The sequence below is a fragment of the Shewanella sp. HN-41 genome (assembly GCF_000217915.1).
Lineage (GTDB): Bacteria > Pseudomonadota > Gammaproteobacteria > Enterobacterales > Shewanellaceae > Shewanella.
This window is the reverse complement of sequence record NZ_AFOZ01000041.1, coordinates 30,461-55,530: the sequence shown is the minus strand read 5'-3', so window position 1 is coordinate 55,530 and position 25,070 is coordinate 30,461. Positions and strand designations below refer to the sequence as shown.

The window sequence follows — 25,070 nt, the reverse complement described above, 5'->3', positions numbered from 1 at the left end:
AGTGTTCAATGCCTAAGTTGAGCTGTGGGCTGCGCTGCTAGCCAGTGAGTTGATGGTAAACAGCGGCTGATTGAATGCGACTTCATCGCCGTCTTTTACCCAAATGGCACAAATGACACCATCTCGTTCAGCTTCTATGGGGTTTGTCATGCCCATGGCTTCGATAATGCAAATTACCTCACCTTGGCTCACCTTCTGACCTATCTTGACGAGGGGGGCGTCCTCTACATCTGCGGCGGCGTAAAAGGTGCCAACCATAGGGGAGATTTGCACTGTACCTTCAACTGTCTGTGGTAATTCTGCCCTAGGGTGGGATGCTGTACTTAAGGGGGTAGCATGGACGCTTGCGGGGACGTGCTCCTGCGGCATAGGGCTATAGCGGGTGATGCGGATAGTGTCACTTCCTTCGCTAATGGCGAGTTCCGCAATACCTGATTCATTCACTAATTCAATGAGTTTTTTAATTTTACGAAGATCCATTGCCATCTATCCTAGCCCTCGAAAAACACGATAACGTGGTAAAATCTAAGCGGTTTGCTTAAGACGTCTTATTGCCGCCGCAAGCGCAAATTCATAGCCCTGTGCACCAAAGCCGCAAATCACTCCAATGGCTTTATCGGATAAATAGGAATGATGGCGAAAGGGCTCACGGGCGTGCACATTGGATAAATGCACTTCAAAGAAGGGGATATCGACCCCAAGCAGTGCATCACGTAGGGCAACGCTGGTATGGGTAAAAGCCGCCGGATTGATAATGATCATTTGGGCATCGGTGGCGTGGATCGCGTTGATCAGCTCAAATTCGGCATTCGATTGCAGGTGTGTCAGTGTCACTCCCGCCGCTTGTGCCTGCTCGTTGAGCACGGCCACTATATCGGCTAAGGTTTGATGACCGTAAACACTAGGCTCGCGTCGGCCTAACAGGTTGAGATTTGGGCCATTGAGGAGCAAAATTTTGTGACTCATTACGCTTTCCTTTACCAAATGCTTTGGGATTTAAACTGGGATGCATTTTTTAGTGTTGTAGATAGGCCACTAACTTAACCTGTTCAAATTGATTTTGCATTAGCCACGAACCTATTATGCCGTTGAAATCCTACACTATGGTCAGCCTGTGTAAACCCTAACCAAGGGTTTCTCTTACTGTAACTCGGCTAGTCATGGCTCTTCTGTTGGCGCATGGCTTTAGTCGCCCCCCGCTGTTTTTTGGCGTCGAGTCGCCGCGTTTGGCTACCCTTAGTGGCGCGGGTAGGAATGCGTTTTTTCTGCACTTCACCCACACTGGCGACTAATTCAATAAACTGTTCCAGCGCGCTCTGACGGTTAGCATCTTGGCTGCGACTCGCTTGGCACTTAATGATGATTTTGCCGCTTTTAGTGATGCGGTGATCGGCCTTGTTGAGCAAGCGTTCCTGATAAAACTCGGGGAGTGAGGAACTTCTTATATCGAAAATAAGCTGCGCCGCGGTAGACACTTTATTGATATGTTGGCCGCCCGCGCCACTCGAGCGGATAAATTGCCACTCGATTTCATTTTCCTGAAGCTCCACACGGTTTGAAATTTTTATCATGGCACACTTAGGCATTTTTCAGCATAGATTGAGAAGCTATCAATAATGACTTATGGCTTTTCAATAGATTTGTTATCATCGGGCGCATTCTTTGCCACGGCGTAGGTTAGGGCCTTGCCAGCAAAAGTTTAGTGTTCTCGATTCGGAGTGCCTCTATGTTATGCCAAATCCCCGATATTGCTAAGGGTGTGATCAGTCTTTTCGCCAGCGGCCGATTATCCTCAACCGATTATCGGACTCGCCTGCAACCAGCGATTAAGAGTTACCGTAAGGATTGGGGCCAAGTTTGCCTGTATATTGAGGCGGACGTGTTACTCGAAGGTTGGGAGTTTGAATCACTCACAGGCAGTGGTGAAGTTCAATTGCCTAATTTTGAAGCTCTTGTATTTGTCGGAGGCCCGGATTGGGTGGGTAATGCGGTGCGCTTACTCGGCCCCTTTATGCAAGGCGAAGTGGCATGGTTTCCCCTCGAACAAAAAGCCAAAGCGATTGCGTGGATCACTAAGCGTTCGGCCATCTAATACCCAAGATGGGTTTAATTTTTATAAGGAATTAATTATGTCATTGTTGAAATCTTTTACTGCTAAAACCACTGTTACCAAAGTAAGTGCAATAGCCCTCGTACTCGCTTTTACCGCAGGACTGAGTGCTTGCGCCCCCGAAGTGGGTAGCGACGCTTGGTGTAAGCAGATGAAAGAAAAGCCTTCTGGCGACTGGACTGCAAACGAAGCCGCCGATTACGCTAAGCATTGTGTATTTAAGTAAGGTTAGTGGTCATAGATCACAGCTTGGCGGTTTTTGCTTGCGGGCTGTGAACTTATGCTAAAAATGCGGGTCAGAAGTTCCGTTATCCATTATTTGCATATAGGTGATATTTGATTTCTACCGTTAAGCCTTTCTTTATCAGAATGGCGACGTTCCTGATAGCCATCATAGTGCTGCAATTTGCGGGCGCTAATCTGGGTGCGCATCAGTTACATGCGGGTAATAGCGTAGAGGAATCTGAGAATCACCCCCATCTGCAATTTAGTGCTCAAGTGACCACTCTGGCCCAATGCCTCGATTGTGTTTGCCCAAATGAGCAAACGCTGGGATTTGGCGGTACCGGCTTTACCGAGTATTTAGCACAGATCTTGACTCCCGTTGAGGAGCAACAAGCCAGCCAGACTAATGGATTTCACTCGCACTTAGTGAAAACCACAGAAATCCAAGATTTTGACCTGTGCCTCGACTGCCAATGCCATGGCGGCCATGTGGCGCTGTTAACCCAAGTGGTTAGCCAGTCTGTGCCTATGATTGAAAGCGTTTATATGGCTCACGATTTAACCTATTTCTCCCCTGATAATCTCCCTAAATATCGTCCTCCCATTGCTTAATTCTGCAATCCTGCTTATCCACGGCCAGTCTATTACACCGCGCCGCGTGGTAAGCCATTCAGTTTAAAGTCTCTAAGTTTATCCCCAAAAAAGATGCGACTTATCCCCTATGACTAGCATGCGAAATGCTATGGGTTTGAGCCGTGAATTTTTTTAAGGGGGTGATCCGATCGGCGCCAATCTGCATCCCTCCAATGGGGGACGGTGGTCGATCCCTATTCGATATTGTTAGGATTTGCGATGAAGAAAACGATTATCGCCCGCACCATATTCGGTCTGTTAAGCGGCGGTGTACTCCTCTCCGCTTTGCCGCTTTCAGCCGCCTTAGCCGCTGAACCCCTCCTTGAAGCCAAGATTATCGAGGTTGAAACAAAAGTTATCGAGGCTGGCTCAACGGATTTACTCTCCAAGGACGCCGATTTAGTCAGCGTGTCCTTTGGCAAATGGCTGCCGGAGTTAGTGAATAAATTTAACCAGTTACCTGAAGTGCAGGCTCAGCTAGTCCGCCAGCAGCAGGCCGAGCTTGCGATTAAGGCGGCGGATCGCGCCGTCTATAACCCTGAACTTGGGCTTAACTATCAAAATGCCGACACTGATACCTACAGTTTAGGCCTGAGTCAAACCTTAGATTGGGGCGACAAGCGGGGCGTGGCGACCCGTCGTGCCCAGCTCGAAGCTCAAATTTTGTTCGCTGACATAGGGTTAGAGCGTGGTCAAATGTTTGCCGAGCGATTGTTAGCACTCGCAGAACAGGCACAGGCAAGCAAGGCGCTAACCTTTGCCGCACAGCAGCTGAGGTTTACTAGGGCACAGCTCAATATTGCCGAGCAGCGATTGGCAGCGGGGGACTTGTCCGATGTGGAGCTGCAACTGATGCAGCTCGAACTCGCCAGTAATTCGGCGGATTATGCCTTGGCCGAACAGGCAGCACTAGTGGCCGATGGTAAAGTGGTTGAATTACTTGGCAATGATCAGTTTGCGTTTAGTGAGTTTATCGAGAGTATTGATGGAACATTCACACAGTTCAGCAAGGCCTCGGGGACTGAGCCAAGATTACCCGCGCTGACGATTGCCTACCAGCAAGTGCTGTTAGCGAGGGCCAATGCTATGCAGGTCAAGGCCGATACGGCGGCGGATCCCACCATCAGCATCGCCGCCGAGAAAGAGGGGACAGACAATAAACTGGGCATAGGTGTGTCAGTCCCACTACAGGTTCGCAATAATTACAGCGAGTTACAGGCGATCGCCGAGAAAGATACCGCCATCGCAGAACAACTGTTCCTGGCCCGTGAGCGAGTGCTAACCACCAAGCAGAAACAAATCGAGCATGCCCTGCCGCGCTTACTCGCCCGTTATCAAGATTGGCGTGAATTAGTGCAAACCTCAGGTGCTAAGGCCGCTAAATCCCTAAGCCAACAATGGCAGGCGGGTGATGTGAGTACCAGCGAGTACTTACAGAGTCGGCGTCAGTTAGCCGCCAGTTATTTAGTCGGCTTAAACCTTGAAACCGCTATTTATCAGACTTGGTTAACTTGGATGGGGGAAAGCGGCCAACTTATGCCCTTTATCGAGCAGATCATTTCATCCCCCGGAATGCACAAACAGGATCATTCTGCGCCTTCGATAACGCCGAATGCCGCCGCAGGTACTGCCAATGAATGAGGTAATACTAATGAATTCAAATACCCACCAAGTTAATACCCTTTTGCCTACGACAGTCGCAGCGCCAACCGCGGGGCAGCTCACGCGTTCAAGACTCGCCTTTGCATTATCGATACTGGTTTTGCTGATATTTACCCAACCAGTATGGGCGAGTGGCGAGCATGCTCCTGAGAGCCCAGCCGCACGCGGTGCCACAGCCCCAGCAGAACAAGCGGATGAGCATAGTGAACAGGCATTAAGGTTCACCGAGGCACAGCAAGCTTTAGCGGGGATTAGTTTGCAGTCACTCATGGGCGACAGTTTGAATATCGCCAACTTAAATCTGGATATCAGGGCGACGGCGACCTTAGTCGTGGATCGCGATAGAACTGCGACTCTGGCACCGCAGCTCGATGTGCGGGTGCTCGCACGCCATGTAGTGCCGGGGCAAGAAGTTAAAAAAGGTGAGCCTTTACTTACCTTGGGCGGTGCTGCTGTTGCGCAGGCACAGGCGGATTATATCAATGCCGCCGCCGAATGGAGCCGAGTGAAACGTATGAGTAAAGATGCCGTCAGCGTCAGCCGCCGTATGCAGGCGCAGGTAGATGCCGAGCTTAAACGGGCGATTTTAGAGGCGATTAGGATGACGGGCGCGCAAATTCGCGCACTGGAATCGACGCCAGAAACCATAGGCAGTTATCAACTCCTTGCGCCGATAGATGGCCGAGTACAGCAGGATATCGCCATGCTCGGACAAGTGCTCACCGCGGGGACCCCCTTAATGCAGCTGACCGATGAGTCTTATTTATGGGTCGAAGCACAGTTAACACCAACCCAAACCGCGCATATCACTGTCGGTGGTCCGGCCTTAGTGCAAGTGGGGGATAAAACCTTGGCGGGTAAGATAATCGGTCGTTCCCATGAACTCGATAGCGTGACCCGCACCGAACAAGTGCTGGTGAGTCTGCCCAATCCCGGGCACGTACTGCATGCGGGGCAATTCGTTGAACTGTACTTCGCCAACGCTAGTGTCAACTCTGTCGATAAGACTGGCGGTGGCATAGTGCTGCCCGATGCGGCGCTGACCCGTGGTGGTGACGGCGATTGGCAGATCTTTATTCAAGATGAGGATGGCTTCGAAGCCATCGAAGTTGAAGTGGTGCAGCGTCAACGCGGCCTGAGTTTAGTGCGTGGGCCTGAGCTTGAAAAGGCTAAGCAGGCGCAGCTTAAGGTCGTGGTTTCTGGCGCATTTTTCTTGGCATCCGAGCAGGCGAAAGCGGGCTTTGATATTCATGCCCACTAATACGAGCCCTCGTTTTGGAGATTTGCTATGTTGCAAAAAATAATCGAAGCCGCGATTAAAAATCGGCTATTAGTGGTATTGGCTCTACTCGCCGTGATTGTGGGCTGCGTGGCCATGCTGCCTAAATTGAATCTCGATGCCTTTCCCGATGTCACCAACGTGCAAGTGACCATCAATACTGCGGCCGAAGGTTTAGCCGCCGAAGAGGTAGAAAAGCTTATCAGTTATCCGGTGGAGTCGGCCATGTACGCCCTGCCAGCGGTGACCGAGGTGCGCTCCTTATCACGAACGGGTTTGTCGATTGTGACTGTGGTGTTTGCCGAAGGGACAGATATTTACTTCGCCCGCCAGCAAGTGTTTGAGCAGTTACAGGCGGCGCGGGAGATGATCCCAAGCGGCGTCGGTGTGCCAGAAATAGGCCCTAATACCTCGGGATTAGGGCAGATTTATCAGTATATTCTGCGCGCCGAGCCTAGCTCAGGTATCGATGCCGCCGAGCTGCGCAGTTTGAATGATTATCTTGTGAAGCTTATCTTGATGCCCGTAGGTGGGGTGACAGACGTGCTGTCCTTTGGCGGAGACGTGCGCCAATACCAGGTACAGGTCGACCCGAATAAATTGCGCGCCTATGGCTTGTCGATGGCGCAAGTTACCGAGGCATTAGAGAGCAATAACCGCAACGCTGGCGGTTGGTTTATGGACCAAGGCCAAGAGCAACTTGTGGTGCGTGGCTATGGTATGTTGCCCTCGGGGGACGCTGGCTTAGCGGCGATCGCGCAGATCCCGCTTACTGAGGATAAAGGCACCCCCGTCAGGGTTAGCGACATTGCTACCGTCGATTTTGGCAGCGAAATCCGTGTTGGAGCTGTCACTATGACCCGCCGCGATGAGGCGGGCAAAGTGCAAAACCTCGGCGAAGTGGTCGCTGGCGTCGTGCTTAAACGCATGGGCGCTAACACTAAGGCCACGATCGACGATATCGGCGCGCGGGTAAACCTTATTGAGCAGGCCTTGCCCGAGGGTGTGTCCTTTGAGGTGTTTTACGACCAAGCGGATTTGGTTGAAAAAGCCGTGACCACAGTGCGGGATGCGCTGCTGATGGCCTTTGTATTTATCGTGGCTATCCTGGCATTGTTCCTCGTCAATATCCACGCGACCTTGTTGGTGCTCCTGTCTATCCCAGTGTCTATTGGGCTCGCACTCATGGTGATGTCCTACTATGGGTTGTCGGCAAATCTGATGTCGCTGGGCGGTCTAGCCGTGGCGATTGGCATGTTAGTCGATGGATCTGTGGTGATGGTGGAGAATATTTTCAAACACTTAACTCAGCCCGATCGTCGCCATTTACCCGAGGCGAGGGATAGAGCCGATGGCGAGATCGATCCCTTCCACAGTGATGAGGACGGTGGTAAAAACGGCGTTGAATCGAATATGGCTATCCGCATCATGCTCGCGGCCAAAGAGGTGTGCAGCCCAATCTTCTTTGCGACGGCGATTATCATAGTGGTATTTGCACCGCTGTTTGCCCTCGAAGGCGTGGAAGGCAAGCTGTTCCAACCTATGGCGGTCAGTATCATTTTGGCGATGATGTCGGCGCTGCTGGTGGCCTTGATTGCCGTGCCAGCCCTTGCTGTGTATCTGTTTAAGCGCGGTGTGGTGCTCAAACAAAGCGTGGTCTTAGCGCCGCTGGATGCCGCTTATCGCAAGCTACTGACGGCAACCCTTGCTAGGCCTAAGGTGGTGATGCTCAGCGCCTTATTTATGTTTGCTTTAAGCCTATTGTTGCTGCCAAGGCTGGGCACCGAATTTGTGCCCGAGCTTGAGGAAGGCACGATTAACCTCAGGGTCACGCTGGCACCAACGGCGAGTTTGGGAACGTCTTTGGTGGTCGCGCCCAAGCTTGAGGCCATCTTGCTGGAATTTCCCGAGGTGGAATATGCCCTGAGCCGCATTGGTGCGCCTGAGCTTGGTGGCGATCCTGAGCCTGTGAGTAATATCGAGGTTTATATTGGACTTAAGCCAATATCTGAATGGCAATCGGCAAGCTCGCGCTTAGAGCTGCAGCGCCTGATGGAGGAAAAACTCAGTGTGTTCCCCGGACTCTTGCTGACCTTCTCGCAGCCGATTGCGACTCGGGTCGATGAATTGCTCTCGGGGGTAAAAGCCCAACTGGCGATCAAAATCTTCGGCCCCGATTTAGCGGTATTGTCACAGAAAGGCCAAGCACTTACCGATCTCGTTGCGAAAATCCCCGGCGCCGTGGATGTGTCGCTTGAGCAAGTGAGCGGCGAGGCGCAATTAGTTGTGCGGCCAAAGCGTGAGCTATTGGCGCGCTACGGCATTAGTGTCGATGAGGTGATGAGCCTCGTCAGCCAAGGTATTGGTGGCGCCAGCGCTGGCCAAGTGATCGATGGCAACGCCAGATACGACATTAATGTGCGCCTCGCCACCGAGTTTAGACAAAGCCCTGATGCGATTAAGGACTTGCTACTCAGCGGCACCAATGGCGCCACTGTGCGCTTAGGGGAGGTCGCCAGCGTCGAAGTGGAAATGGCGCCGCCGAATATTCGCCGTGACGATGTGCAGCGCCGAGTGGTGGTGCAGGCTAACGTGGCAGGCCGCGATATGGGATCTGTGGTGAAGGATATCTACGACCTAGTGCCACAGGCCGATTTACCCGCGGGATATACTGTAATAGTGGGTGGCCAGTATGAGAACCAGCAGCGGGCGCAGCAAAAGCTGATGCTAGTAGTGCCGATTTCTATCGCCTTGATTGCCTTGCTGTTGTACTTCTCCTTTGGTTCATTCAAGCAAGTCTTGCTGATCATGGCGAATGTGCCCTTAGCCTTAATTGGCGGCATAGTGGCCCTGTATGTCAGCGGCACTTATTTGTCCGTGCCTAGCTCCATCGGTTTTATCACCCTCTTTGGGGTGGCGGTACTCAACGGCGTGGTGCTGGTGGATTCGACTAATCAGCGCAGGCAAAGTGGCGAAGCACTCTATGATTGTGTTTATGAGGGCGCGGTTGGGCGTTTACGCCCTGTGTTGATGACGGCATTGACCTCGGCCTTAGGCTTGATCCCGATCCTAATTTCATCGGGGGTTGGCAGTGAGATCCAAAAGCCGCTGGCAGTGGTGATTATCGGTGGGCTGTTTAGCTCGACGGCGCTGACCTTGCTAGTGTTACCGACCTTATATCGCTGGTTATATCGAAACGATAGGCAACCGGCGCTGTTTGAATAAGCTTAATGATGAATTTTGGTGGAGTCGCCGAATAACTGAGTTCTCGCTTTGATAAAAAACAAAACCCATCGACTCGATGGGTTTTTTATGGAATAAAGTGAGATTACTTTTCTTGCTGGCTTTTTAGCAGATCGCGGATTTCTGACAGTAATTCTTGATCTTTTGTCGGTGCCGCCGGTGCCTTAGGCGCTTCTTCCTGTTTACGTTTTAGGCTGTTGATCGCTTTTAAGCCCATGAAAATGGCGAAGGCGATAATGGTAAAATCGATAATGGTTTGAATAAACTTACCATAGGCAATCACAACCGCAGGCGCATCGCCTTGGGCGGCAAGCAGCACAACGCTCAGATCGCTAAAATTCACGCCACCTAAAATAATGCCTATGGGTGGCATAATGATATCGGCCACAAAGGACGACACAATTTTACCAAACGCGGCACCAATGATAATACCCACTGCCATATCGATCACATTGCCACGGGATGCAAAAGCCTTGAACTCTTTAAGTAAGCTCATTAGGTTTCCTCCAAAATTAAGATTAAATGTTAAATTTTATTATGCTAACTGTATCAGGAAAACCTAAGGTCTTTTGCTGCCTGTTACCTTGCCAAGCTTATAGAGGCTTATAGATTAAGGCAATTATGACATTAAGGATTTATTCCTTCGTATGTAATTAAAGGCTGGCATAGTGACAATTGTTACGGCAGAGTGACGTTTTTTTACTCACCTTGGCTGCCTTTGCCGATAAATTCGGGGACTTCCAATACCTGCGCTCCCCAACGTTTAAATAGTGCAGCATAGATAAACTCGATAAAGACGCGGTATTTTCGCGGCAAATAGGCCCGCTGTGGATAGCTGAGTACCACCTTAGTTTGGATCATAGGGTAATCGTCAAGCAGTGGGATTAAATACCCTTTTTCGAGAGCTTTTTGGGCAATGATGGATGGCACTGCGGTAATGCCTAGCCCTGCTATTGCCGCTTCTCTGGCGAGGGTGACATTGTTTACCGTTAATTGAGCTACAGGCTCGGCGACAATCCATGTCTTGCCATCGAATAACCGCCACGCCCCTTCGATATGCGCCGATTGTAAACGGATGGCTTTATGTTTGGCTAAATCCTGCGGTACTTTTGGGGTGCCGTACTCGGCTAAATAAGCTGGGCTTGCCATTAGGGATTTATGGGCGTTAACGAGGGCATAGCTTTGTAGGCGCGTGTCACCCGAATCGGCTATTTGAAATAGTATGTCGACGCCTTCCTCTATCACGTCGACCTTACGGTTGGTCAGCTCTGCGTCTAAGGTTATTTCTGGGTAACGTGTTAAAAATTCAGCCAAAATTGGCCCTAGAAACAATTGGCCTAGTTCAATCGGGCAAACGATTTTTAGATTGCCTTTAATCAATTGCTGGTGGGCACTGAGTTGATTTTCGGCACTCTGCAGATCGCTTAAGATCTTATTAATCCGGTTGTAATAGCTGGACCCTGCCTCGGTGAGTTTTAGTGCTCTGGTGGTGCGAAACAGCAGTTGAGCCCCAGTATCGGCTTCTAACTCGGCAATCTTTCGACTAACGGTCGCCTTAGTGAGCCCAAGGGCCTTGGCGGCACCAGTAAAGCTGCCTTGCTCGACCACTTGAGCGAAAATTTGCACGCGATTGAGATCCATCATTGTTACACCTGTGAAACAGTGGGTTGATTTTTTACTGACTAATAAACTTAGTGAGACAGTAGTACACTAGATATCACTAATCAAGGAGTCATTCATGTCCAAAAGTAAACTGATTATCGCCGCACCATTATTACTCGCCGCCGTTGCGGCTGGCGGTTATTACTGGTGGACACAGGTACGTTTTATCGAAACCACGGATAACGCTTATGTTGAGGCCGATATTTCCCATATCAGCGTTAAAGTGCCCGGTTATGTGGTGTTAAGCGATGTGACCGATAACCAGCATGTGCAAAAGGGCGAGTTATTGGCTCAGCTCGAAGATAATCAATTTAGCGCCAAAGTGAGCCAAGCCGAAGCATCACTTGCGAGCGCGAAGGCGGATCTGCAGACTTTGGCCGCTAAGGTGGAACTGCAGCGTGCATTGATCGCTCAGGCGAGTGCTGGTGTAGTGGCGGCGCAGGCCGATAACATTCGTGCCGAGCAACAATTAAGCCGCGCTAAAAAACTGAAGGTCAGTAATTACAGTTCCCAGGACGATGTGGACCAACTGCAGGCGGGATCCGACTCGGCTGCGGCGCGTCTGGATGAAGCCCAAGCGTTATTAGTCGCGAAGGAGCGTGAGTTAGCGGTTTTTAATGCCCAATTAGATCAGGCGGATTCTGTGGTAGAGCAGGCCGATGCGACCTTAGAATTGGCGAAAATTCAACTCAATGATACCCGTGTGACCGCACCTTTTTCTGGGGTGATAGGTAAACGCGGCGCTATGGTGGGGCAATATGTGCAACCTGGCCAAGCGCTTTACAGTTTGGTTCCGGATGGGGCTGTGTGGATCACGGCGAACTTTAAAGAGACCCAGATCCAACATATGCAATCTGGACAATCGGTGCAGGTCAGTCTCGATGCGTTTCCCGACAAAACCTTTAATGGTGTTATCGATAGTCTGTCACCGGCGTCCGGAGCCAAATTTAGTCTACTGCCAGCGGAAAATGCCACGGGTAACTTCACTAAAATCGTCCAACGTATTCCCGTGCGTATTCGCTTAGATTTATCCCAAGAAGAAGCGCGAGTCGTACCGGGCTTAAGTGCAGTAGTGAAGGTGGATACGGCGTCGGGTCCTTTAACATCGACAATCGCTGCAAATATGGGTCGTTAGTATGAGCGCAACTGGCTCAATCACTGCGTCTGCCGATATGGAGGCGCAGGGTATCGGTGTCCCTAAAAAGCCTAGCGATTATGAGCGTGGCAGTCGCCGCTCATGGATTGCGGTATTTGGTGGCTTGATCGGCGCCTTTATGGCGATCCTCGATATTCAAATCACCAACGCATCGATGAAGGAGATTCAAGGTAGCCTTGGGGCAACGCTCGAAGAAGGCAGCTGGATTTCAACCGCGTATCTGGTGGCTGAGATGATCGCGATCCCGCTCTCTGGCTGGCTCAGTACGGGATTGTCGGTCAGGCGTTATCTGCTCTGGACCACGGCTGCCTTTATCTTTGCTTCTGTACTTTGCTCTATGGCGTGGAACTTAGAGGCCATGATCGCCTTTCGGGCGCTACAGGGCTTCTTTGGTGGCGCGCTGATCCCGCTGGCCTTTAGGCTTATTCTTGAGTTTTTACCCGATAACAAACGTGCCGTCGGCATGGCGTTATTTGGCGTGACGGCGACCTTTGCACCTTCAATCGGCCCGACCTTAGGCGGTTGGTTGACTGAGCAATTTAGCTGGCATTATCTGTTTTATATCAACGTGCCGCCGGGGCTGTTGGTAATGTTTATGTTGGCCTATGGCCTTGAGAAGCGCCCCGTTGTTTGGGACAAATTGAAAAATATGGATCTGGCGGGCATTATTACTATGGCGCTAGGCATGGGTTGCCTTGAAGTGGTGCTCGAAGAAGGTAACCGCAAGGACTGGTTTGGCTCGGAACTCATTCGTAATCTGGCCATCATTGCCGCAGTCAATTTAGTGTTGTTTGTCTGGATCCAACTAAGGCGTAAAGAGCCGCTAGTGAATCTGCGCTTGCTCGGTAAGCGGGATTTTGTGCTCTCAACCGTGGCGTACTTTTTACTGGGGATGGCACTCTTTGGTGCTATCTATTTGATCCCACTTTATCTATCGCAAGTCCATGATTACACCCCCTTAGAAATTGGTGGCGTGATTATGTGGATGGGATTTCCGCAGTTATTAGTCTTGCCCTTAGTGCCAAAATTAATGGAGCGTTTCGATGGTCGCTACCTCGCCGCCTTTGGCTTCTTAATGTTCGCCATTAGCTACTATATGAACAGCCAGATGACGGCTGATTATGCGGGGCAGCAGATGATAGCCTCCCAAGTGGTGCGTGCCCTAGGTCAGCCATTTATCTTAGTGCCGATTGGTATGTTGGCGACAGCGCATTTAAAACCCCATGAAAACGCCCCGGCATCGACGGTGCTGAACGTAATGCGTAACTTAGGCGGTGCCTTTGGTATTGCGCTGGTGGCAACACTATCAGACACGCTGGCACGGGGACATTTGGCCCATATTAAGGAATCTTTACCCGCAGTGAGCACCCAAGCGCAGGATTATTTAACCCAGAGCGCAAGTATGTTGCAGGCGGGAGGTTCAGATCCCTATACAGCGGCCATGCAGGCCAAAGCCCTGCTGGGCAAAACTATGGGCCAGCAAGCCTATATTCAAGCCTATAACGATGTGTTCTACATTATGGGTGCGCTGTTATTAATCGCTGTCGTTGCCGTGCTGCTGATCCGTAAACCGACGGGGACTGTGTCCCACGATACCATGGTCGAATAACAACGTTTTTCGTTACCCTGTTGTCGCTCTAGATTTCCCAAAAGCTATTGTTTTGCGCCTTAGTCCTCGCGGATTAAGGCGCTTTTTTATGGTCTTTATGCTGTGGTAGACTCAAGACTCTTTTCGATGATTTGCAGAGGGATAATCGTTTGCAGTGGCAAAATCTTACATTTAATCAATTAAATGCTAATACCCTATACGACATATTGAAGCTAAGAGTCGATGTGTTTGTTGTCGAGCAGGCCTGTGCTTATCCTGAGCTCGACGATAAGGATAGGCACCCAGAGACCCAACATTTGATCGCCCTATCCGCCGAGGGAGAACTCCTCGCCTATGCCCGAGTTTTACCGCCGGGATTGAGTTATCCAGAGGCGAGTATTGGCCGGGTGGTAGTGGCTCCTGCGGGACGAGGCCAGGGTATTGCCACACCGTTAATGCAGCGCGCTATTGAGTCGGCCTTAACGACGTGGCCCACTGCGGGGATCCAAATTGGCGCCCAAGATTACCTTAAAGCCTTCTATCAAAAGCTTGGGTTTAAAGCTTGCTCTGAGATGTATTTAGAAGATGGTATTCCCCATTTAGATATGCGCTACCAACCTGAATGAACAGGTAGTTAGTGTTTGAATTCACACCATATTAAGGAAATTAAATGACTACAGTTACGGACTATAAAATCAATCAACAACAAATTGCCTGTGTGGCGAGTTTTCTGGCTAAAGAGGGCAAAACCGAAGCGTTGATCGCTGCGCTCGCGAGCCTTATCCCTGACACGCGTCGTGAAGCGGGCTGCATCCGTTATGAGCTAAATGTCAGCCGTGATGAACCACGCCGGGTGACGTTTGTAGAGAAGTTTGTCGATATCGCCGCCTTCGATGAGCACTGCGCTAAAGACGCGATTCAACATTATTTCCACCAAGTGATGCCGGAGTTGGTTGAGTCGTTCCATGTGGAAACCTATCACCAAGTGATTGTTTAACCAAAAGATAAAATCATTAGGAGCTTGCAGTGCTGATTAACTATATTGAGCCAGTATTTAGACCACCATCCGAATGGAAGTCATTGATACTGCAAGTGACTAATGGCTGCAGTTGGAACCAATGTAGCTTTTGCGACATGTATACCCAGCCGCAAAAAGCCTTTCGGGCACAAAAACTCGACAAGGTTGAGCAGGATATTCTGGCCGTTGCGCAGTCTGGCGCCCCAGTCTCGCGGGTATTTTTGGCCGATGGCGATGCGATGAGCTTACCCTTTGCCCGCCTCGAAGCGATTTGTGAGTTAATCCATACTCATTTGCCGCAGGTGACGCGCATCAGCAGTTATTGTTTGCCGCGCAATCTGAATAATAAAACTCCAGAACAGCTCGCACGTCTGCGTGAACTCGGGTTGTCTTTACTCTATGTTGGCTGTGAAAGTGGTGATGACGAAGTGCTCACCAAAATTCAAAAGGGCGAAACCTTCGAATCATCGCTGGCGGCATTACAAAAAATTCGCGCAGCGGGGATGAAGTCTTCTGTGATGATCCTCAATGGCTTAGGTGGCGTGGCGCTATCGCAGCAACATGCCATCAACTCGGCCAAATTGATGAATGCCGCCCAGCCGGATTATCTCTCCACCTTAGTGGTGACTTTACCCTTAGGCACAGAGCGGATGGATGCCGTGTTTGATGGTCAGTTTCAGTTACCGGATCAGCTGGGTTTATTCCAAGAAATGCATACTTTATTGGATCATTTGGAATTAGAGCAGACGATATTTAGATCCGACCATGCCTCCAATTACTTAGTGCTCAAGGGCGTATTAGGAAAGGACAAGGCGAAATTACTGGCACAGATTGCACTCGCCATCAATGCGCCGCGCAGCATTCCCCTAAGACAAGAATGGCAGCGCGGGCTTTAGCCGTATAGCATGGACTTTAGTCGTATATGGCTAGGTCAATTTAAGTCGATTTAGCTAAGTAAATACTGCTTTAGGGCGCATCATAGGGGGACTATCTTAAATTGTGTCGCTGTGCCGATTTTTCGGTCATAGCGAGCAGTTAAGTCTATGGTAAGTATCCCTTATTGTTCTATCCCTAAGGAAATAACATGAAACAAGTCAAAGTATTAGGTAGTGGTTGCGCTAAATGTAGTAAAACCGCTGAGATGATTGCGGACATATCAGAAGAAATGGGCGTGGATGCGATTGTGAAAAAGGACACAGATCCTCAAACCCTATTAAAATTTAAAGTGATGAAGACCCCAGCCGTGGTCATCGATGGTGAGTTAGTGCATAGCGGCTCTGTGCCGAGCCGCGGTGATATTGAAGAGTGGCTGCGGGATTAATTGTGAAATTGCTCGAGTAAGAGCCCATTCAAGGTCAATATTGAGTTTTATCTAAAAGAGGGGCTTGTCTATGGATCTCGGTGGCTGTTATCGGGTTCACTGGGATGATGATTAAACCACCTCAATGGATAATAGGATCAAGACCAATGCTTAAGTGGCTGAATATATTAATGTATGTTGGGTTAGTAAGTTTAGTGCTTATGGCCTTACCTCTATTGGCTGCGCAGATGTCCCCTGGGCCGAGCCAGTCACTAAAAGCCGAAAGGGATTGGAAAAATGCCGCCTATATTATTCAAGCATTTGGTGAAGTAGCCCTTAACAACGAGTATGACAATGCCAAACATGGTGTGCGTAAGTGGCGTGTGCCGATACGAGTATTTATCGAGCATCAAGTGGGCGATAGTGCGCTGCACACCCAATTAGTGCAGATGCACTTAGCGCAATTAGCCGACATTACGGGTCACGATATTCAACAGACGAATACCTTACCTGAAGCAAATATACATTTAGTTTTTACCCGTCAATCCCAGTGGGCGAGCGAAGTTGAACGCTTAATGGGGCAGAGTGCAACTCAAAATCTCCATGGTTCAGTGTGTATCGGGACATTTGCCCTTAATGCACAGCACGAAATTGCACGTGCTTGGATCATTATTCCCGTCGATCAAGCCAAAATGCACGGCAAGTTAGTGGCCTGTGTGGTGGAAGAAATAACCCAAGTGTTAGGTTTACCCAATGATTCCGAGAAAGTATTTCCCTCCATCTTTAACGATAAAACTCCACAGGATTTGCTGACAGGACTCGATTTTATTTTGCTTAAGTTGCTTTACAGTCCAAGTATCAGTGTTGGAATGACGGCCGATGAAGCCAAGCAGCCCCTGCAAACCTTGGTTGAGCAATGGCTGCATGATGGCACAGTGGCTAATGCCGATAAAACCGTGCGTCAAGGGAAGTTATACCCTTTACTAGGGTATTGATGGTTAAGTGTTAGCACTAAAATTGGCATTGTTTGCGCTGGATTAATTAATTCTTTTTCTTTGAGGAATAAGGGCATAGTCTATATTTATACCCAAACAACCTGAAGATGCAGGATTCAGCGGAAATGTAACGCACTTTAGGCAAGACGGTTATTTGTAGACCTAGTGGGCTAAGTTAAAAATAACCAATATATATGAGATGAACATATTGGAGGGATACCATGCGGATGACACTGCAGTTTTTAGGGGCGACAGAGGAAGTGACGGGGTCGTGCCATTTGCTCTCGGTCGATCATGAACACTTATTGCTCGATTGTGGATTGATCCAAGGTGGTAAGGCGGATGAACTGCGTAATCATGATCCCTTCGCCTTCGATCCCGAGTCTATTTCCGCTGTGGTACTCAGCCATGCTCATATAGACCATTCTGGGCGCTTGCCCCTGTTAGTCAAATCGGGTTTTGATGGCCCTATTTATACTCATAAGGCCACGACTGAGCTCTGCGCTATCATGCTGAAAGATGCGGCCATGCTACAGACCAGAGACACCGAAAGAGTCAATAAAAAGCGTGCAAAGCATGATCTTGACCCCCTAGAACCCTTATTTACCGTCGAAGATGCCGAGCAAGTCATTAAGCAGTTTGTGCCTCTGGAGTATGGCCAAGTGACTCAGGTCATTCCCCATGTGGATATTTGTCTATCGGATGCGGGGCATATTTTAGGGTCGGCCTTAGTCGAACTTTGGTTAGGGGAGGGGGAGGCACAGAAGAAAATTGTCTTCAGTGGTGATTTGGGGCGTGCGGGCATGCCTATCTTGCATAATCCGACCTTAGTGGATACGGCGGATTTAGTGTTAATGGAAAGCACCTATGGCAATCGTTTTCACCGTAGCTGGGCGGACACTCTCGTTGAGTTAAAGGAGATTTTTGCTAAGGCGGTTAGCGAAAGTCATGGGAATATTTTACTACCAGCATTCTCCGTTGGGCGGGCGCAGGAGTTGTTATATCTGTTTCACTTATACGCCAAAGAGTGGGAGCTTTCCCGCTGGAGGATCTGCTTAGACAGCCCTATGGCCATTGAGGCGACCCGGGTTTACGTTAACAATTATCCCTTGATGGATGAGGATTTTAAGCGTTTCACCCGCCAGCATCCGGGACAACATCCATTACTATCAAATGTTGAGTTTATTCAAACGACTGAAGAATCTATCGCGCTGAATGACGTTCATAAGGGGTTGATTATTATTGCAGGAAGCGGGATGTGTAACGGTGGACGCATTCGCAGTCACTTTGAACATAATCTATGGCGTCCGGAATGTGATGTGATTATCTGTGGTTATCAAGCCCTTGGTACCCCTGGGCGCGCCTTAGTCGATGGAGCCGAAGAGCTGACTATCCATGGCAATAGCATAAAAGCCGCCGCTAAGTTGCACACTGTTGGTGGGCTTTCTGCCCATGCGGATCAAGCCGAGTTGTTAAATTGGTATCGACATTTTGAAAACCAACCTCCGCTGATTTTGGTCCATGGTGAACCCGAGGCGCAACATGGCTTAGTCGAAGTGCTCAAGCAAGATCCTAAAACCCAACCCAAGGCCATAGCGATCGCCACCCTAGGTGATCGACTGGATTTAAATGCATTGCCGAAATTGGTATGGAAACCCACTTAAGTCTAGCCGTAACATGCTCTTCACCTAGAATGCGGAGCATGTTACTTTCAAAGAGAAATCAACACTCTAGTTCTTTCTGTCCGTTAAACTCAGCCAGTGTTTAACTTGTTGGGTATTTCTTGTATTTTAAGTCGAGACTTATCTTAGGGATAGACTTCCTCTTCCCCATTTGGGGTCTTTGACTAAATAGGAAACTGCTTTATTAAAGTCGGAGTGAGTGTAGGATAAAAACCATCAATGAAAGGGAGCATATGATTAATAAAAATGGATATACAGTGATGTTGTGCTTATTGCTGACAGCGTGTAGTGGGGCAACACTGCGGACAAATATCGGTTCAGTTGCATTAAATAATGCCGTAGCTAGCACAGTTGAGGTTTACACCCTAGCAGAACTATCTAGGTATAAATACATAGGGTTAGGTGAGGTTTCTAGCACCTATTGTCGTACTGATGTCGATCCTGTAGAGCATGTAAGTGTCGATGATTTGAAAAAGGACTTGAAACTCCAAGTTCAAAAGTTAGGAGGAAACGCCATCATATATTACACATGTGGTAGGGTCAGTTATCCTGGCTGTAACCAATATTTTGAATGTAATGGTGAAGGTTTCGCTATTGATATGTAACTTTATTTAAAGCTCACAATGCTGTGAGCTTTCTTATTGTGCAATTAAGGGCAGAGTATTAGTCCGAGTTATTATCAAACTCAGTATCATCAAGTAATTCGAAGGCGGGGGCGACATTAGGCACGTCTTTAAATAAGCGAGTAAAGTGACGTTGCACCCCTTTTAAGTCTATTCCCGCCAAGCCAGAAGCGAAGCCAAACCATGCATATAGTCCGCTAAAGTTATCGAACATGGGTGGTAAATATTTAGGCGTGGTAATAATGCCTTCTTGGCAGGCTTGATATAGTACAGGGATGTCTTCTATCGCTAATTTCCCTAAAAATAACATAGGGATGAGCTCAGGTAGGCCCGATGTGATCGCACTACGAATGAAGTTTATGTTTTCCACATAGCCACGCACGTAGGAGATATCTTTCGTGAAAAAACTGCCTCCTTCAACCATGCCACCTCGGAAGACCCGCTGAGTCACACGGTAACTATCCTTTGCACTTAAATTTAATCCTCTGAAATAGTTAAAAACGTCGATAAAATCCGCACCATTTTCTGCCATATCGACGGCGGCAACGCGATCGCTGATGCGACGGGCTCGGCCAGGATTTGAGCTTAGGGTCAGCATTTCCAGTAAAACAGCTAACCCCTCTTGAGTCGCGGCTACGCGGGGTGAGCCGACACTGAGCCAAGTGGCATGGGGTTGTGCTCGGCCATTGAGGGTTGTGCCGACATGAACCCAACCTTCATGAACCTCATATACATTAAGATCCGACTCGCTAAACATGGCTTTACTATTGAGTTTTACCGTATCTCCTCCCACTGCGGCATCCGAGACAATACCGTCACTGAGGCGCACGCGCATATCATCGCTATGGAAGTATTTCTCTAAACGTTGGCTAAGCACGTGCACCGCTTCTGGAGCGGTAATAATTTTCGGATGGTGTTTATTCATATGCCGTGCAGCGGGCAACGAGAAAATATAACTGAGTTTATCGCCCAATTGACGCAGGGTATGGCGATCTCCATGCAATTTGTGGTTAGCACTTCCGTATAATTCTTGGCTAAGTTTGCCAAATGTCGGGGTACCCCTATGCCTCAACATATCTACAACGAGGCGATATTGATCGACGTTAGCGATTAATATCTTGCCGAGTTTGTCTCTCTTACCTAAGCCACGGTTAATGTCTTGTTTAAGGGAGGCGAGCTCTGCTTGAGTTTTTACGGGATCGAAAGGCAAGGCAATGTTTTGATAGAAATCTTGCTTAATAGCCGGCAGTACTGTGCCCTTATTAGAAAGAAAGCGTTCCTCCATTTCCCGCGGCCATTTGATGGCATCTAAGATTTTTATTGGCGTTTGGATGCGAATTAATTCATCGGAAAAACGACGTAGATCTTGTTGATATTGGGCTAACGACTCAGACATTCCCGTATATCCTGCAGGTAATTTCAGCGAGAGAGATGTGGCTAATCATAGCCTTAAACCTTATTTATTCATATTGATTCACAGGCTAGCTGAGAAAATATACCGATTACATAAATTGACTGTTATCGGTTTTGTGAATCATTTTGGTGCACTTGTGACTATTTTAGCGCTGTGCTTATGGGCTATAAATTAGTAACTATTTGTTTATCAATATTTTATTGATATGGCATCAAAGCTGCTTTGTTCAAGACTTAGAAATAGGCTGATTGGAGCTAAACATGGCAGCGATGAGTTATTTGAGTGTGATCGAGCGGTATCACGAATACGAAGCAACAGTGCATGAACTGATGGAATCGATTCTTACTGGGATTGCCGACGCCGAGTTATTTAAACAACCTAAGGTCGATGTCAAAGCGATGAAAGGAATAGCGAAGAGCTATCCCTTTGTCGAACTAATGTATTTACTCGATAGCCAAGGCTTGCAGATAAGCCAGAATATTGCGGTGGTAGATCATCAGATCGAGTTAATTCCGTTAGGTGGCAATCGCGATCGCAGCCAACGACCCTATTTTATCAATCGTGATGAGTCCGATGGTGTGAACATTACACGTCCCTATTTATCTAATGCTAGTGGCAACTTATGCCTCTCAGCATCCTTGGCAATTTATCAACAGGAGCAAAAACTGGGCTATTTAGTAGTCGATGTGGACTTGACCCGCTTGATTGAATTTATGATGGGGGACAGTGCGCGGCGGCGAGTGACTCCTGCGTTTAAAGCGGTTTATGGCGTGATAGTCACTGGATTATTTGTATTGGTCACGGTATTGCTCTGGACCGCATTGCGGGATATTTACGGACTCTTTACTGTCGAGCGAATTGGTCAAGATCCGCTGCAACCCTTTGGGATCATTATTTTTATGACGCTGGCTTTAGCGATTTTCGATCTCGGGAAAACGATTCTCGAAGAAGAAGTCCTAATGCATAAGGATATCTTTCGCCACAGCTCAACGCGGCGAACCATTACGCGGTTTGTTTCTACCATCCTCATTGCCATTTCTATTGAAGCCTTATTGACTATGTTCAAGGCGTCACTCGGTGAGAAACAATATATTGAACCCGCTATCTGGATGATGTTAGCCGTAGTCGGTTTACTCGTAGGATTAGGTGCTTACGTTTACTTAGGCGCTAAGGCCGAATGGTTGCTGATTAAAACTCAAGCCTATAAAAGTGGTAAAAAATAACAAGGATGATGCGGCTTTAAAGATGGGCATTAAGAGGGTTAAGCAAAGTCACACCCAGCACTGAGGGCTGGGTGAGATATTAGGCCTGAGTGGACACGAACTTTTTGAGTTCTAGGCGAATACTCGGCGATTTAACGCAGCATCACCATAATCTTGCCCACTAAATAGCGAGATAGAATCGGCTAGAAAAAATCGTCATCTCCTAATGCACGCTTTAACTCCGCCCGTTCGAGGTAGTCTTCTAAACGTTTTTTGACTTCACGTCTATGTTGCATTGCCTCAGCGGCTTTGCTGTTTCTCGGTGTGGTCATTGCCTCAAGTTCAGTATCGTTGGGCACGACTTCAGTAATATGAGCCATAACGAATTCCTCTTGTTGTTCCTACCGACTTTCTATCTAAAAAGAGTGTGCTAGAAAAGCAAAAAATTTTGTGAATCAGCGTAAAATTTTCTTCCCGTTGTGAAGACCTGCGGGCCAGATAGCGACGGAGCAATAATGGAGCATGTGCGCTTAATTTAGTTTAGTCTTATTTTGTGATTAAGCGCATAACTCTGTCATTTTGTTCCTGTATTAATTCCTACTTAAACAGTAGGAAAACTTGAATTTAGCAAAGGTTAGAACAACACTTGAAGAGGTAATTATTATTCTCCTTAGCTAGGGAATGGGCGTATATGCACAAGGATGGTTTTCCTGAATCTTTCGATTCCCCTAAGAAAAAGTATTTTCGTGTACTCAGCTCAAGCTGGCTGATGGTGCTTGCCATGTTTTTCTTCATGGGAATTTCCTGGTATGCCCTCGAGGAATATTTTAGGGACCGTGGTGAAGAGCGTTTCAACAACAGTGTGCAAGAGCTGACTGAAGCCGTAAACCATCGGATGGTTGCCTATGAACAAGTGCTACGGGGGGGCATTGGGCTTTTTCTTTCCACAAATGGTGTAACACGCCAAGAATGGCAAATTTATATTACTAACGCCCGCTTAGGCGAGTATTACCCAGGTATTCAAGGGATTGGGTATGCTGAATTGCTAACATCTGTGAATGTAGAGGAGCATGTTAAGCAAATCCAAGCTGAAGGGTTTAATGAATATAAGATATATCCAGAAGGAGAGCGGGAACTCTACTGTGCTATTAACTATTTAGAACCCTTCGATTGGCGTAATCAACGCGCCTTTGGTTACGATATGTGTTCCGAGCCCATTCGCCGCGCCGCGATCTTGAGCGCGATAGCTTCGGGTATGCCAACGATTTCGGGAAAAGTCACCTTAGTGCAGGAAACCGCCGACGATGCTCAGGCGGGATTCTTAATGTATTTGCCTCTGTATCGAGGCTTAGCAACGACGGAGGCTGAGCGAAAACAGCAAGCCATTGGCTTAATCTATGCGGCATTTCGAATGAATGACTTAATGCAGGGGATCATGGGCAATCGTTTTTCTGGTTTGAAACTCGCCATTTATGATGGTGACAGTGCCAATAGTGCCAATTTGATGTTCTCCAGCAGTAAAAAGCTGCCATCGACCCAGGACATTTTTTATAAATCACAAACGGAGATGATAGAAGGCCAGGCTTGGCGTTTGGATATTTCTTCCCAGTCACGTTTTATTTCGAGTTCAGAGCAGGTGCAAAGCATTTGGTTGCAGGTGATTGGCAGTGGTTTTGTGTTGGCCTTGTTTTATTCGGTCGTTGTGATGGCGCGTAATCGCTATCAAGAATCGATGCTTACCGCAGAGTTGATCGCAAACGAAAAGCGCTTCCGTCTGGTGATTGAAGCCTCTCCCAGCGCATTGTTTATGGTGGATAAGTCTGGTTTTATTACCTTAGTCAACACCCATGCCGAACGCCTCTTTGGCTATGCGAGGGACGAATTGCTTGGGCGATCCATCAATATGTTATTGCCTGAAGCTTTACGGGGCGCCCATCAACAGCATATGAGTAATTATCTCGTGCAACCTATTGCCAAAAATATGTCGATGCGGGACGACCTGTTTGGTTGCTGTAAAGATGGTACGCGTTTGGCCATCGAAGTGGGGCTAACCCCCATCCATTTCAGTAATGGGGTTTCTATTCTGGCGACGATTAATAATGTGTCCGAGCGTAAACGTATTGAAATTCAGCGGGCTGAGCATACAAAGGAGCTGGAACGTATCAATCAAGAGTTAGACCGCTTCGCTTACATTGCGTCCCACGATTTGAAATCTCCCCTTAGGGGAATAGAACAATTGACGAGTTGGTTATCGGAAGATCTTGCAGATAATACCAATGAAAATGTTCAAAAGTATTTAGGTTTGATCCAGAGCCGCATTCATCGAATGGTGTTATTACTCGACGGTTTGTTAATGTTTTCCCGTATTGGTCGGGTAGATACCGAGATGGTTGAGGTGAATACTCAGCAACTGATGGAAGATATGTTTGCATTAGTTGCGCCGCCACAGGGATTTGAATTAGTACTCGAAGGCGGTTTTCCTCAATTTAAAACGGTCAAAACCTTGTTGGAATTAGTCGTAAGGAATCTGATGAGTAATGCCATTAAACACCACGATAAGGAGCAGGGTGTCATAAGAGTGCTATGTGAGCAGAAGGATGAGCAGTATTGGTTTAGCGTGATTGACGATGGCCCAGGTATTTCTAATGCTTATCATGGGAAAGTGTTTGAAATGTTTCAAACACTTAGACCTCGAGATGAAGTGGAAGGCAGCGGTTTAGGCCTATCCCTAGTGAAAAAAACCGTAGAGAGTCTCGGGGGGCAGGTCCTGCTAAAATCTGAAGGGCGGGGTTGCTGCTTCCAGTTTAGTTGGCCTATGCGAATTGTTGACAAGGAGGTTTTATGAGCAGCTGCGATAGTTACAATCAGGTGATGATTTTACTCGTCGATGATGATGATGTGGATTATATGGCGGTACAAAGGGCGATGAGGCAACTGCGTCTATTGAACCCCCTGATACGGGCTCGAGATGGATTGGAGGCGTTGAATATTCTCACGGATCCAGAAACGATTAAAGGACCCTATCTTATACTGCTCGATCTGAATATGCCTAGGATGAATGGCTTTGAGTTTCTCGAACATATTCGCTCTGATCCTACCTTATCTTCATCTGTGGTTTTTATGCTCACCACCTCAAGCACCGACGAAGATAGGATGATAGCCTATCGTCATCATGTCGCTGGATATATGGTGAAAACGGATATTAAAGACGGTTTTAATAACATTTTTAATATGTTGGAAGGCTATTGGCGTATTGTCGAGCTTCCAACCGTATAAGG

25 protein-coding genes are annotated in these 25,070 nt (G+C 48.2%); 18 read left to right on the top strand and 7 right to left on the bottom strand.

The annotated features are described in order from the left end of the window. Positions 1–12: 12 nt before the first annotated feature. From accB to arfB, 3 genes are all read right to left on the bottom strand, one after another. Entirely contained in the window at positions 13–486 is a 474-nt protein-coding gene (accB, locus tag SOHN41_RS15790) for an acetyl-CoA carboxylase biotin carboxyl carrier protein (RefSeq protein WP_037459379.1), read from the bottom strand. A 39-nt stretch (positions 487–525) separates the two neighbouring features. After that, positions 526–966 carry a type II 3-dehydroquinate dehydratase gene (gene aroQ, locus SOHN41_RS15785; protein WP_007650907.1) on the bottom strand — a complete coding sequence of 147 codons (441 nt, stop codon included), beginning with the start codon at positions 964–966 and terminating at the stop codon, positions 526–528. A gap of 188 nt (positions 967–1,154) precedes the next feature. Then, positions 1,155–1,586: an alternative ribosome rescue aminoacyl-tRNA hydrolase ArfB gene (arfB, locus tag SOHN41_RS15780; RefSeq protein ID WP_007650904.1), complete on the bottom strand. Its 432-nt coding sequence runs from the start codon at positions 1,584–1,586 to the stop codon at positions 1,155–1,157. A 140-nt stretch (positions 1,587–1,726) separates the two neighbouring features. On the opposite strand from arfB, the gene SOHN41_RS15775 reads away from it, so the two are divergent. From SOHN41_RS15775 to SOHN41_RS15750, 6 genes are all read left to right on the top strand, one after another. Then, positions 1,727–2,092, top strand: coding sequence for an STAS/SEC14 domain-containing protein (locus tag SOHN41_RS15775; protein ID WP_007650902.1), 366 nt, complete (start codon positions 1,727–1,729; stop codon positions 2,090–2,092). Between the two features lie 37 nt (positions 2,093–2,129). Continuing rightward, positions 2,130–2,336, top strand: a complete 207-nt coding sequence (locus SOHN41_RS15770) for a DUF3012 domain-containing protein (RefSeq protein WP_007650901.1) — start codon at positions 2,130–2,132, stop codon at positions 2,334–2,336. A gap of 143 nt (positions 2,337–2,479) precedes the next feature. Further along, positions 2,480–2,947: a hypothetical protein gene (locus tag SOHN41_RS15765; protein ID WP_037459378.1), complete on the top strand. Its 468-nt coding sequence runs from the start codon at positions 2,480–2,482 to the stop codon at positions 2,945–2,947. A gap of 240 nt (positions 2,948–3,187) precedes the next feature. Continuing rightward, the gene (locus tag SOHN41_RS15760; protein WP_007650896.1) at positions 3,188–4,609 is read left to right on the top strand and encodes a TolC family protein; all 1,422 of its coding nucleotides are present in this window, start codon (positions 3,188–3,190) and stop codon (positions 4,607–4,609) included. Positions 4,610–4,619: 10 nt separating this feature from the next. Then, entirely contained in the window at positions 4,620–5,891 is a 1,272-nt protein-coding gene (locus SOHN41_RS15755) for an efflux RND transporter periplasmic adaptor subunit (protein WP_007650893.1), read from the top strand. 27 nt (positions 5,892–5,918) lie between these two features. Then, entirely contained in the window at positions 5,919–9,134 is a 3,216-nt protein-coding gene (locus tag SOHN41_RS15750) for an efflux RND transporter permease subunit (protein ID WP_007650891.1), read from the top strand. 103 nt (positions 9,135–9,237) lie between these two features. On the opposite strand, the gene mscL is transcribed toward SOHN41_RS15750, so the two are convergent. Beyond that, a complete protein-coding gene (gene mscL, locus SOHN41_RS15745) occupies positions 9,238–9,648 on the bottom strand; it encodes a large-conductance mechanosensitive channel protein MscL (RefSeq protein WP_007650889.1) in 411 nt (136 codons plus the stop codon). Between the two features lie 203 nt (positions 9,649–9,851). Beyond that, positions 9,852–10,793, bottom strand: coding sequence for a LysR family transcriptional regulator (locus SOHN41_RS15740; RefSeq protein WP_083820797.1), 942 nt, complete (start codon positions 10,791–10,793; stop codon positions 9,852–9,854). Between the two features lie 97 nt (positions 10,794–10,890). On the opposite strand from SOHN41_RS15740, the gene SOHN41_RS15735 reads away from it, so the two are divergent. The 9 genes from SOHN41_RS15735 (at position 10,891) to SOHN41_RS15695 (ending at position 19,158) form a co-directional block, all read left to right on the top strand. Next, positions 10,891–11,949 (top strand): HlyD family secretion protein, encoded by a 1,059-nt coding sequence (locus SOHN41_RS15735; RefSeq protein ID WP_007650884.1) that lies wholly within the window; start codon positions 10,891–10,893, stop codon positions 11,947–11,949. Between the two features lies 1 nt (position 11,950). Then, a complete protein-coding gene (locus SOHN41_RS15730) occupies positions 11,951–13,579 on the top strand; it encodes a DHA2 family efflux MFS transporter permease subunit (protein ID WP_007650882.1) in 1,629 nt (542 codons plus the stop codon). A gap of 149 nt (positions 13,580–13,728) precedes the next feature. Further along, entirely contained in the window at positions 13,729–14,184 is a 456-nt protein-coding gene (locus SOHN41_RS15725) for a GNAT family N-acetyltransferase (protein ID WP_007650880.1), read from the top strand. Positions 14,185–14,228: 44 nt separating this feature from the next. Next, complete coding sequence (locus tag SOHN41_RS15720; RefSeq protein WP_007650878.1) at positions 14,229–14,555, top strand: putative quinol monooxygenase; 327 nt, start codon at positions 14,229–14,231, stop codon at positions 14,553–14,555. A 29-nt stretch (positions 14,556–14,584) separates the two neighbouring features. Next, positions 14,585–15,472 (top strand): radical SAM protein, encoded by an 888-nt coding sequence (locus SOHN41_RS15715; protein ID WP_007650876.1) that lies wholly within the window; start codon positions 14,585–14,587, stop codon positions 15,470–15,472. Between the two features lie 188 nt (positions 15,473–15,660). Beyond that, positions 15,661–15,897 carry a thioredoxin family protein gene (locus SOHN41_RS15710; RefSeq protein ID WP_007650874.1) on the top strand — a complete coding sequence of 79 codons (237 nt, stop codon included), beginning with the start codon at positions 15,661–15,663 and terminating at the stop codon, positions 15,895–15,897. A gap of 146 nt (positions 15,898–16,043) precedes the next feature. After that, positions 16,044–16,871 carry a DUF2927 domain-containing protein gene (locus tag SOHN41_RS15705; RefSeq protein ID WP_007650872.1) on the top strand — a complete coding sequence of 276 codons (828 nt, stop codon included), beginning with the start codon at positions 16,044–16,046 and terminating at the stop codon, positions 16,869–16,871. A 221-nt stretch (positions 16,872–17,092) separates the two neighbouring features. Beyond that, the gene (locus SOHN41_RS15700) at positions 17,093–18,535 is read left to right on the top strand and encodes an MBL fold metallo-hydrolase RNA specificity domain-containing protein (protein ID WP_037459377.1); all 1,443 of its coding nucleotides are present in this window, start codon (positions 17,093–17,095) and stop codon (positions 18,533–18,535) included. A gap of 251 nt (positions 18,536–18,786) precedes the next feature. Then, entirely contained in the window at positions 18,787–19,158 is a 372-nt protein-coding gene (locus SOHN41_RS15695) for a hypothetical protein (RefSeq protein ID WP_037459371.1), read from the top strand. A gap of 58 nt (positions 19,159–19,216) precedes the next feature. Here SOHN41_RS15695 and SOHN41_RS15690 read toward each other — a convergent pair whose 3' ends face one another. Then, positions 19,217–20,572, bottom strand: coding sequence for a flavohemoglobin expression-modulating QEGLA motif protein (locus tag SOHN41_RS15690; RefSeq protein ID WP_007650868.1), 1,356 nt, complete (start codon positions 20,570–20,572; stop codon positions 19,217–19,219). A gap of 278 nt (positions 20,573–20,850) precedes the next feature. Here SOHN41_RS15690 and SOHN41_RS15685 point away from each other — a divergent pair, with 278 nt between their 5' ends. After that, positions 20,851–21,813 carry a PDC sensor domain-containing protein gene (locus SOHN41_RS15685; RefSeq protein ID WP_007650866.1) on the top strand — a complete coding sequence of 321 codons (963 nt, stop codon included), beginning with the start codon at positions 20,851–20,853 and terminating at the stop codon, positions 21,811–21,813. A gap of 182 nt (positions 21,814–21,995) precedes the next feature. Here SOHN41_RS15685 and SOHN41_RS15680 read toward each other — a convergent pair whose 3' ends face one another. Then, on the bottom strand, positions 21,996–22,172 hold the full coding sequence (locus SOHN41_RS15680; protein ID WP_006079984.1) for a PA3496 family putative envelope integrity protein: 177 nt from the start codon (positions 22,170–22,172) through the stop codon (positions 21,996–21,998). 311 nt (positions 22,173–22,483) lie between these two features. On the opposite strand from SOHN41_RS15680, the gene SOHN41_RS15675 reads away from it, so the two are divergent. After that, positions 22,484–24,637 (top strand): CHASE domain-containing protein, encoded by a 2,154-nt coding sequence (locus SOHN41_RS15675; protein WP_007650864.1) that lies wholly within the window; start codon positions 22,484–22,486, stop codon positions 24,635–24,637. Continuing rightward, positions 24,634–25,068, top strand: coding sequence for a response regulator (locus SOHN41_RS15670; RefSeq protein WP_007650863.1), 435 nt, complete (start codon positions 24,634–24,636; stop codon positions 25,066–25,068). Before SOHN41_RS15675 ends, SOHN41_RS15670 begins: the two co-directional genes overlap by 4 nt. Positions 25,069–25,070: the final 2 nt, after the last annotated feature.

Bases quoted from the DNA above. Each gene is read 5' to 3' on its own strand.
- accB (WP_037459379.1), bottom strand. From the start codon at position 486: ATGGCAATGGATCTTCGTAAAATTAAAAAACTCATTGAATTAGTGAAT.
- aroQ (WP_007650907.1), bottom strand. From the start codon at position 966: ATGAGTCACAAAATTTTGCTCCTCAATGGCCCAAATCTCAACCTGTTA.
- arfB (WP_007650904.1), bottom strand. From the start codon at position 1,586: ATGCCTAAGTGTGCCATGATAAAAATTTCAAACCGTGTGGAGCTTCAG.
- SOHN41_RS15775 (WP_007650902.1), top strand. From the start codon at position 1,727: ATGTTATGCCAAATCCCCGATATTGCTAAGGGTGTGATCAGTCTTTTC.
- SOHN41_RS15770 (WP_007650901.1), top strand. From the start codon at position 2,130: ATGTCATTGTTGAAATCTTTTACTGCTAAAACCACTGTTACCAAAGTA.
- SOHN41_RS15765 (WP_037459378.1), top strand. From the start codon at position 2,480: ATGGCGACGTTCCTGATAGCCATCATAGTGCTGCAATTTGCGGGCGCT.
- SOHN41_RS15760 (WP_007650896.1), top strand. From the start codon at position 3,188: ATGAAGAAAACGATTATCGCCCGCACCATATTCGGTCTGTTAAGCGGC.
- SOHN41_RS15755 (WP_007650893.1), top strand. From the start codon at position 4,620: ATGAATTCAAATACCCACCAAGTTAATACCCTTTTGCCTACGACAGTC.
- SOHN41_RS15750 (WP_007650891.1), top strand. From the start codon at position 5,919: ATGTTGCAAAAAATAATCGAAGCCGCGATTAAAAATCGGCTATTAGTG.
- mscL (WP_007650889.1), bottom strand. From the start codon at position 9,648: ATGAGCTTACTTAAAGAGTTCAAGGCTTTTGCATCCCGTGGCAATGTG.
- SOHN41_RS15740 (WP_083820797.1), bottom strand. From the start codon at position 10,793: ATGGATCTCAATCGCGTGCAAATTTTCGCTCAAGTGGTCGAGCAAGGC.
- SOHN41_RS15735 (WP_007650884.1), top strand. From the start codon at position 10,891: ATGTCCAAAAGTAAACTGATTATCGCCGCACCATTATTACTCGCCGCC.
- SOHN41_RS15730 (WP_007650882.1), top strand. From the start codon at position 11,951: ATGAGCGCAACTGGCTCAATCACTGCGTCTGCCGATATGGAGGCGCAG.
- SOHN41_RS15720 (WP_007650878.1), top strand. From the start codon at position 14,229: ATGACTACAGTTACGGACTATAAAATCAATCAACAACAAATTGCCTGT.
- SOHN41_RS15710 (WP_007650874.1), top strand. From the start codon at position 15,661: ATGAAACAAGTCAAAGTATTAGGTAGTGGTTGCGCTAAATGTAGTAAA.
- SOHN41_RS15705 (WP_007650872.1), top strand. From the start codon at position 16,044: ATGCTTAAGTGGCTGAATATATTAATGTATGTTGGGTTAGTAAGTTTA.
- SOHN41_RS15700 (WP_037459377.1), top strand. From the start codon at position 17,093: ATGCGGATGACACTGCAGTTTTTAGGGGCGACAGAGGAAGTGACGGGG.
- SOHN41_RS15695 (WP_037459371.1), top strand. From the start codon at position 18,787: ATGATTAATAAAAATGGATATACAGTGATGTTGTGCTTATTGCTGACA.
- SOHN41_RS15690 (WP_007650868.1), bottom strand. From the start codon at position 20,572: ATGTCTGAGTCGTTAGCCCAATATCAACAAGATCTACGTCGTTTTTCC.
- SOHN41_RS15685 (WP_007650866.1), top strand. From the start codon at position 20,851: ATGGCAGCGATGAGTTATTTGAGTGTGATCGAGCGGTATCACGAATAC.
- SOHN41_RS15680 (WP_006079984.1), bottom strand. From the start codon at position 22,172: ATGGCTCATATTACTGAAGTCGTGCCCAACGATACTGAACTTGAGGCA.
- SOHN41_RS15675 (WP_007650864.1), top strand. From the start codon at position 22,484: ATGCACAAGGATGGTTTTCCTGAATCTTTCGATTCCCCTAAGAAAAAG.
- SOHN41_RS15670 (WP_007650863.1), top strand. From the start codon at position 24,634: ATGAGCAGCTGCGATAGTTACAATCAGGTGATGATTTTACTCGTCGAT.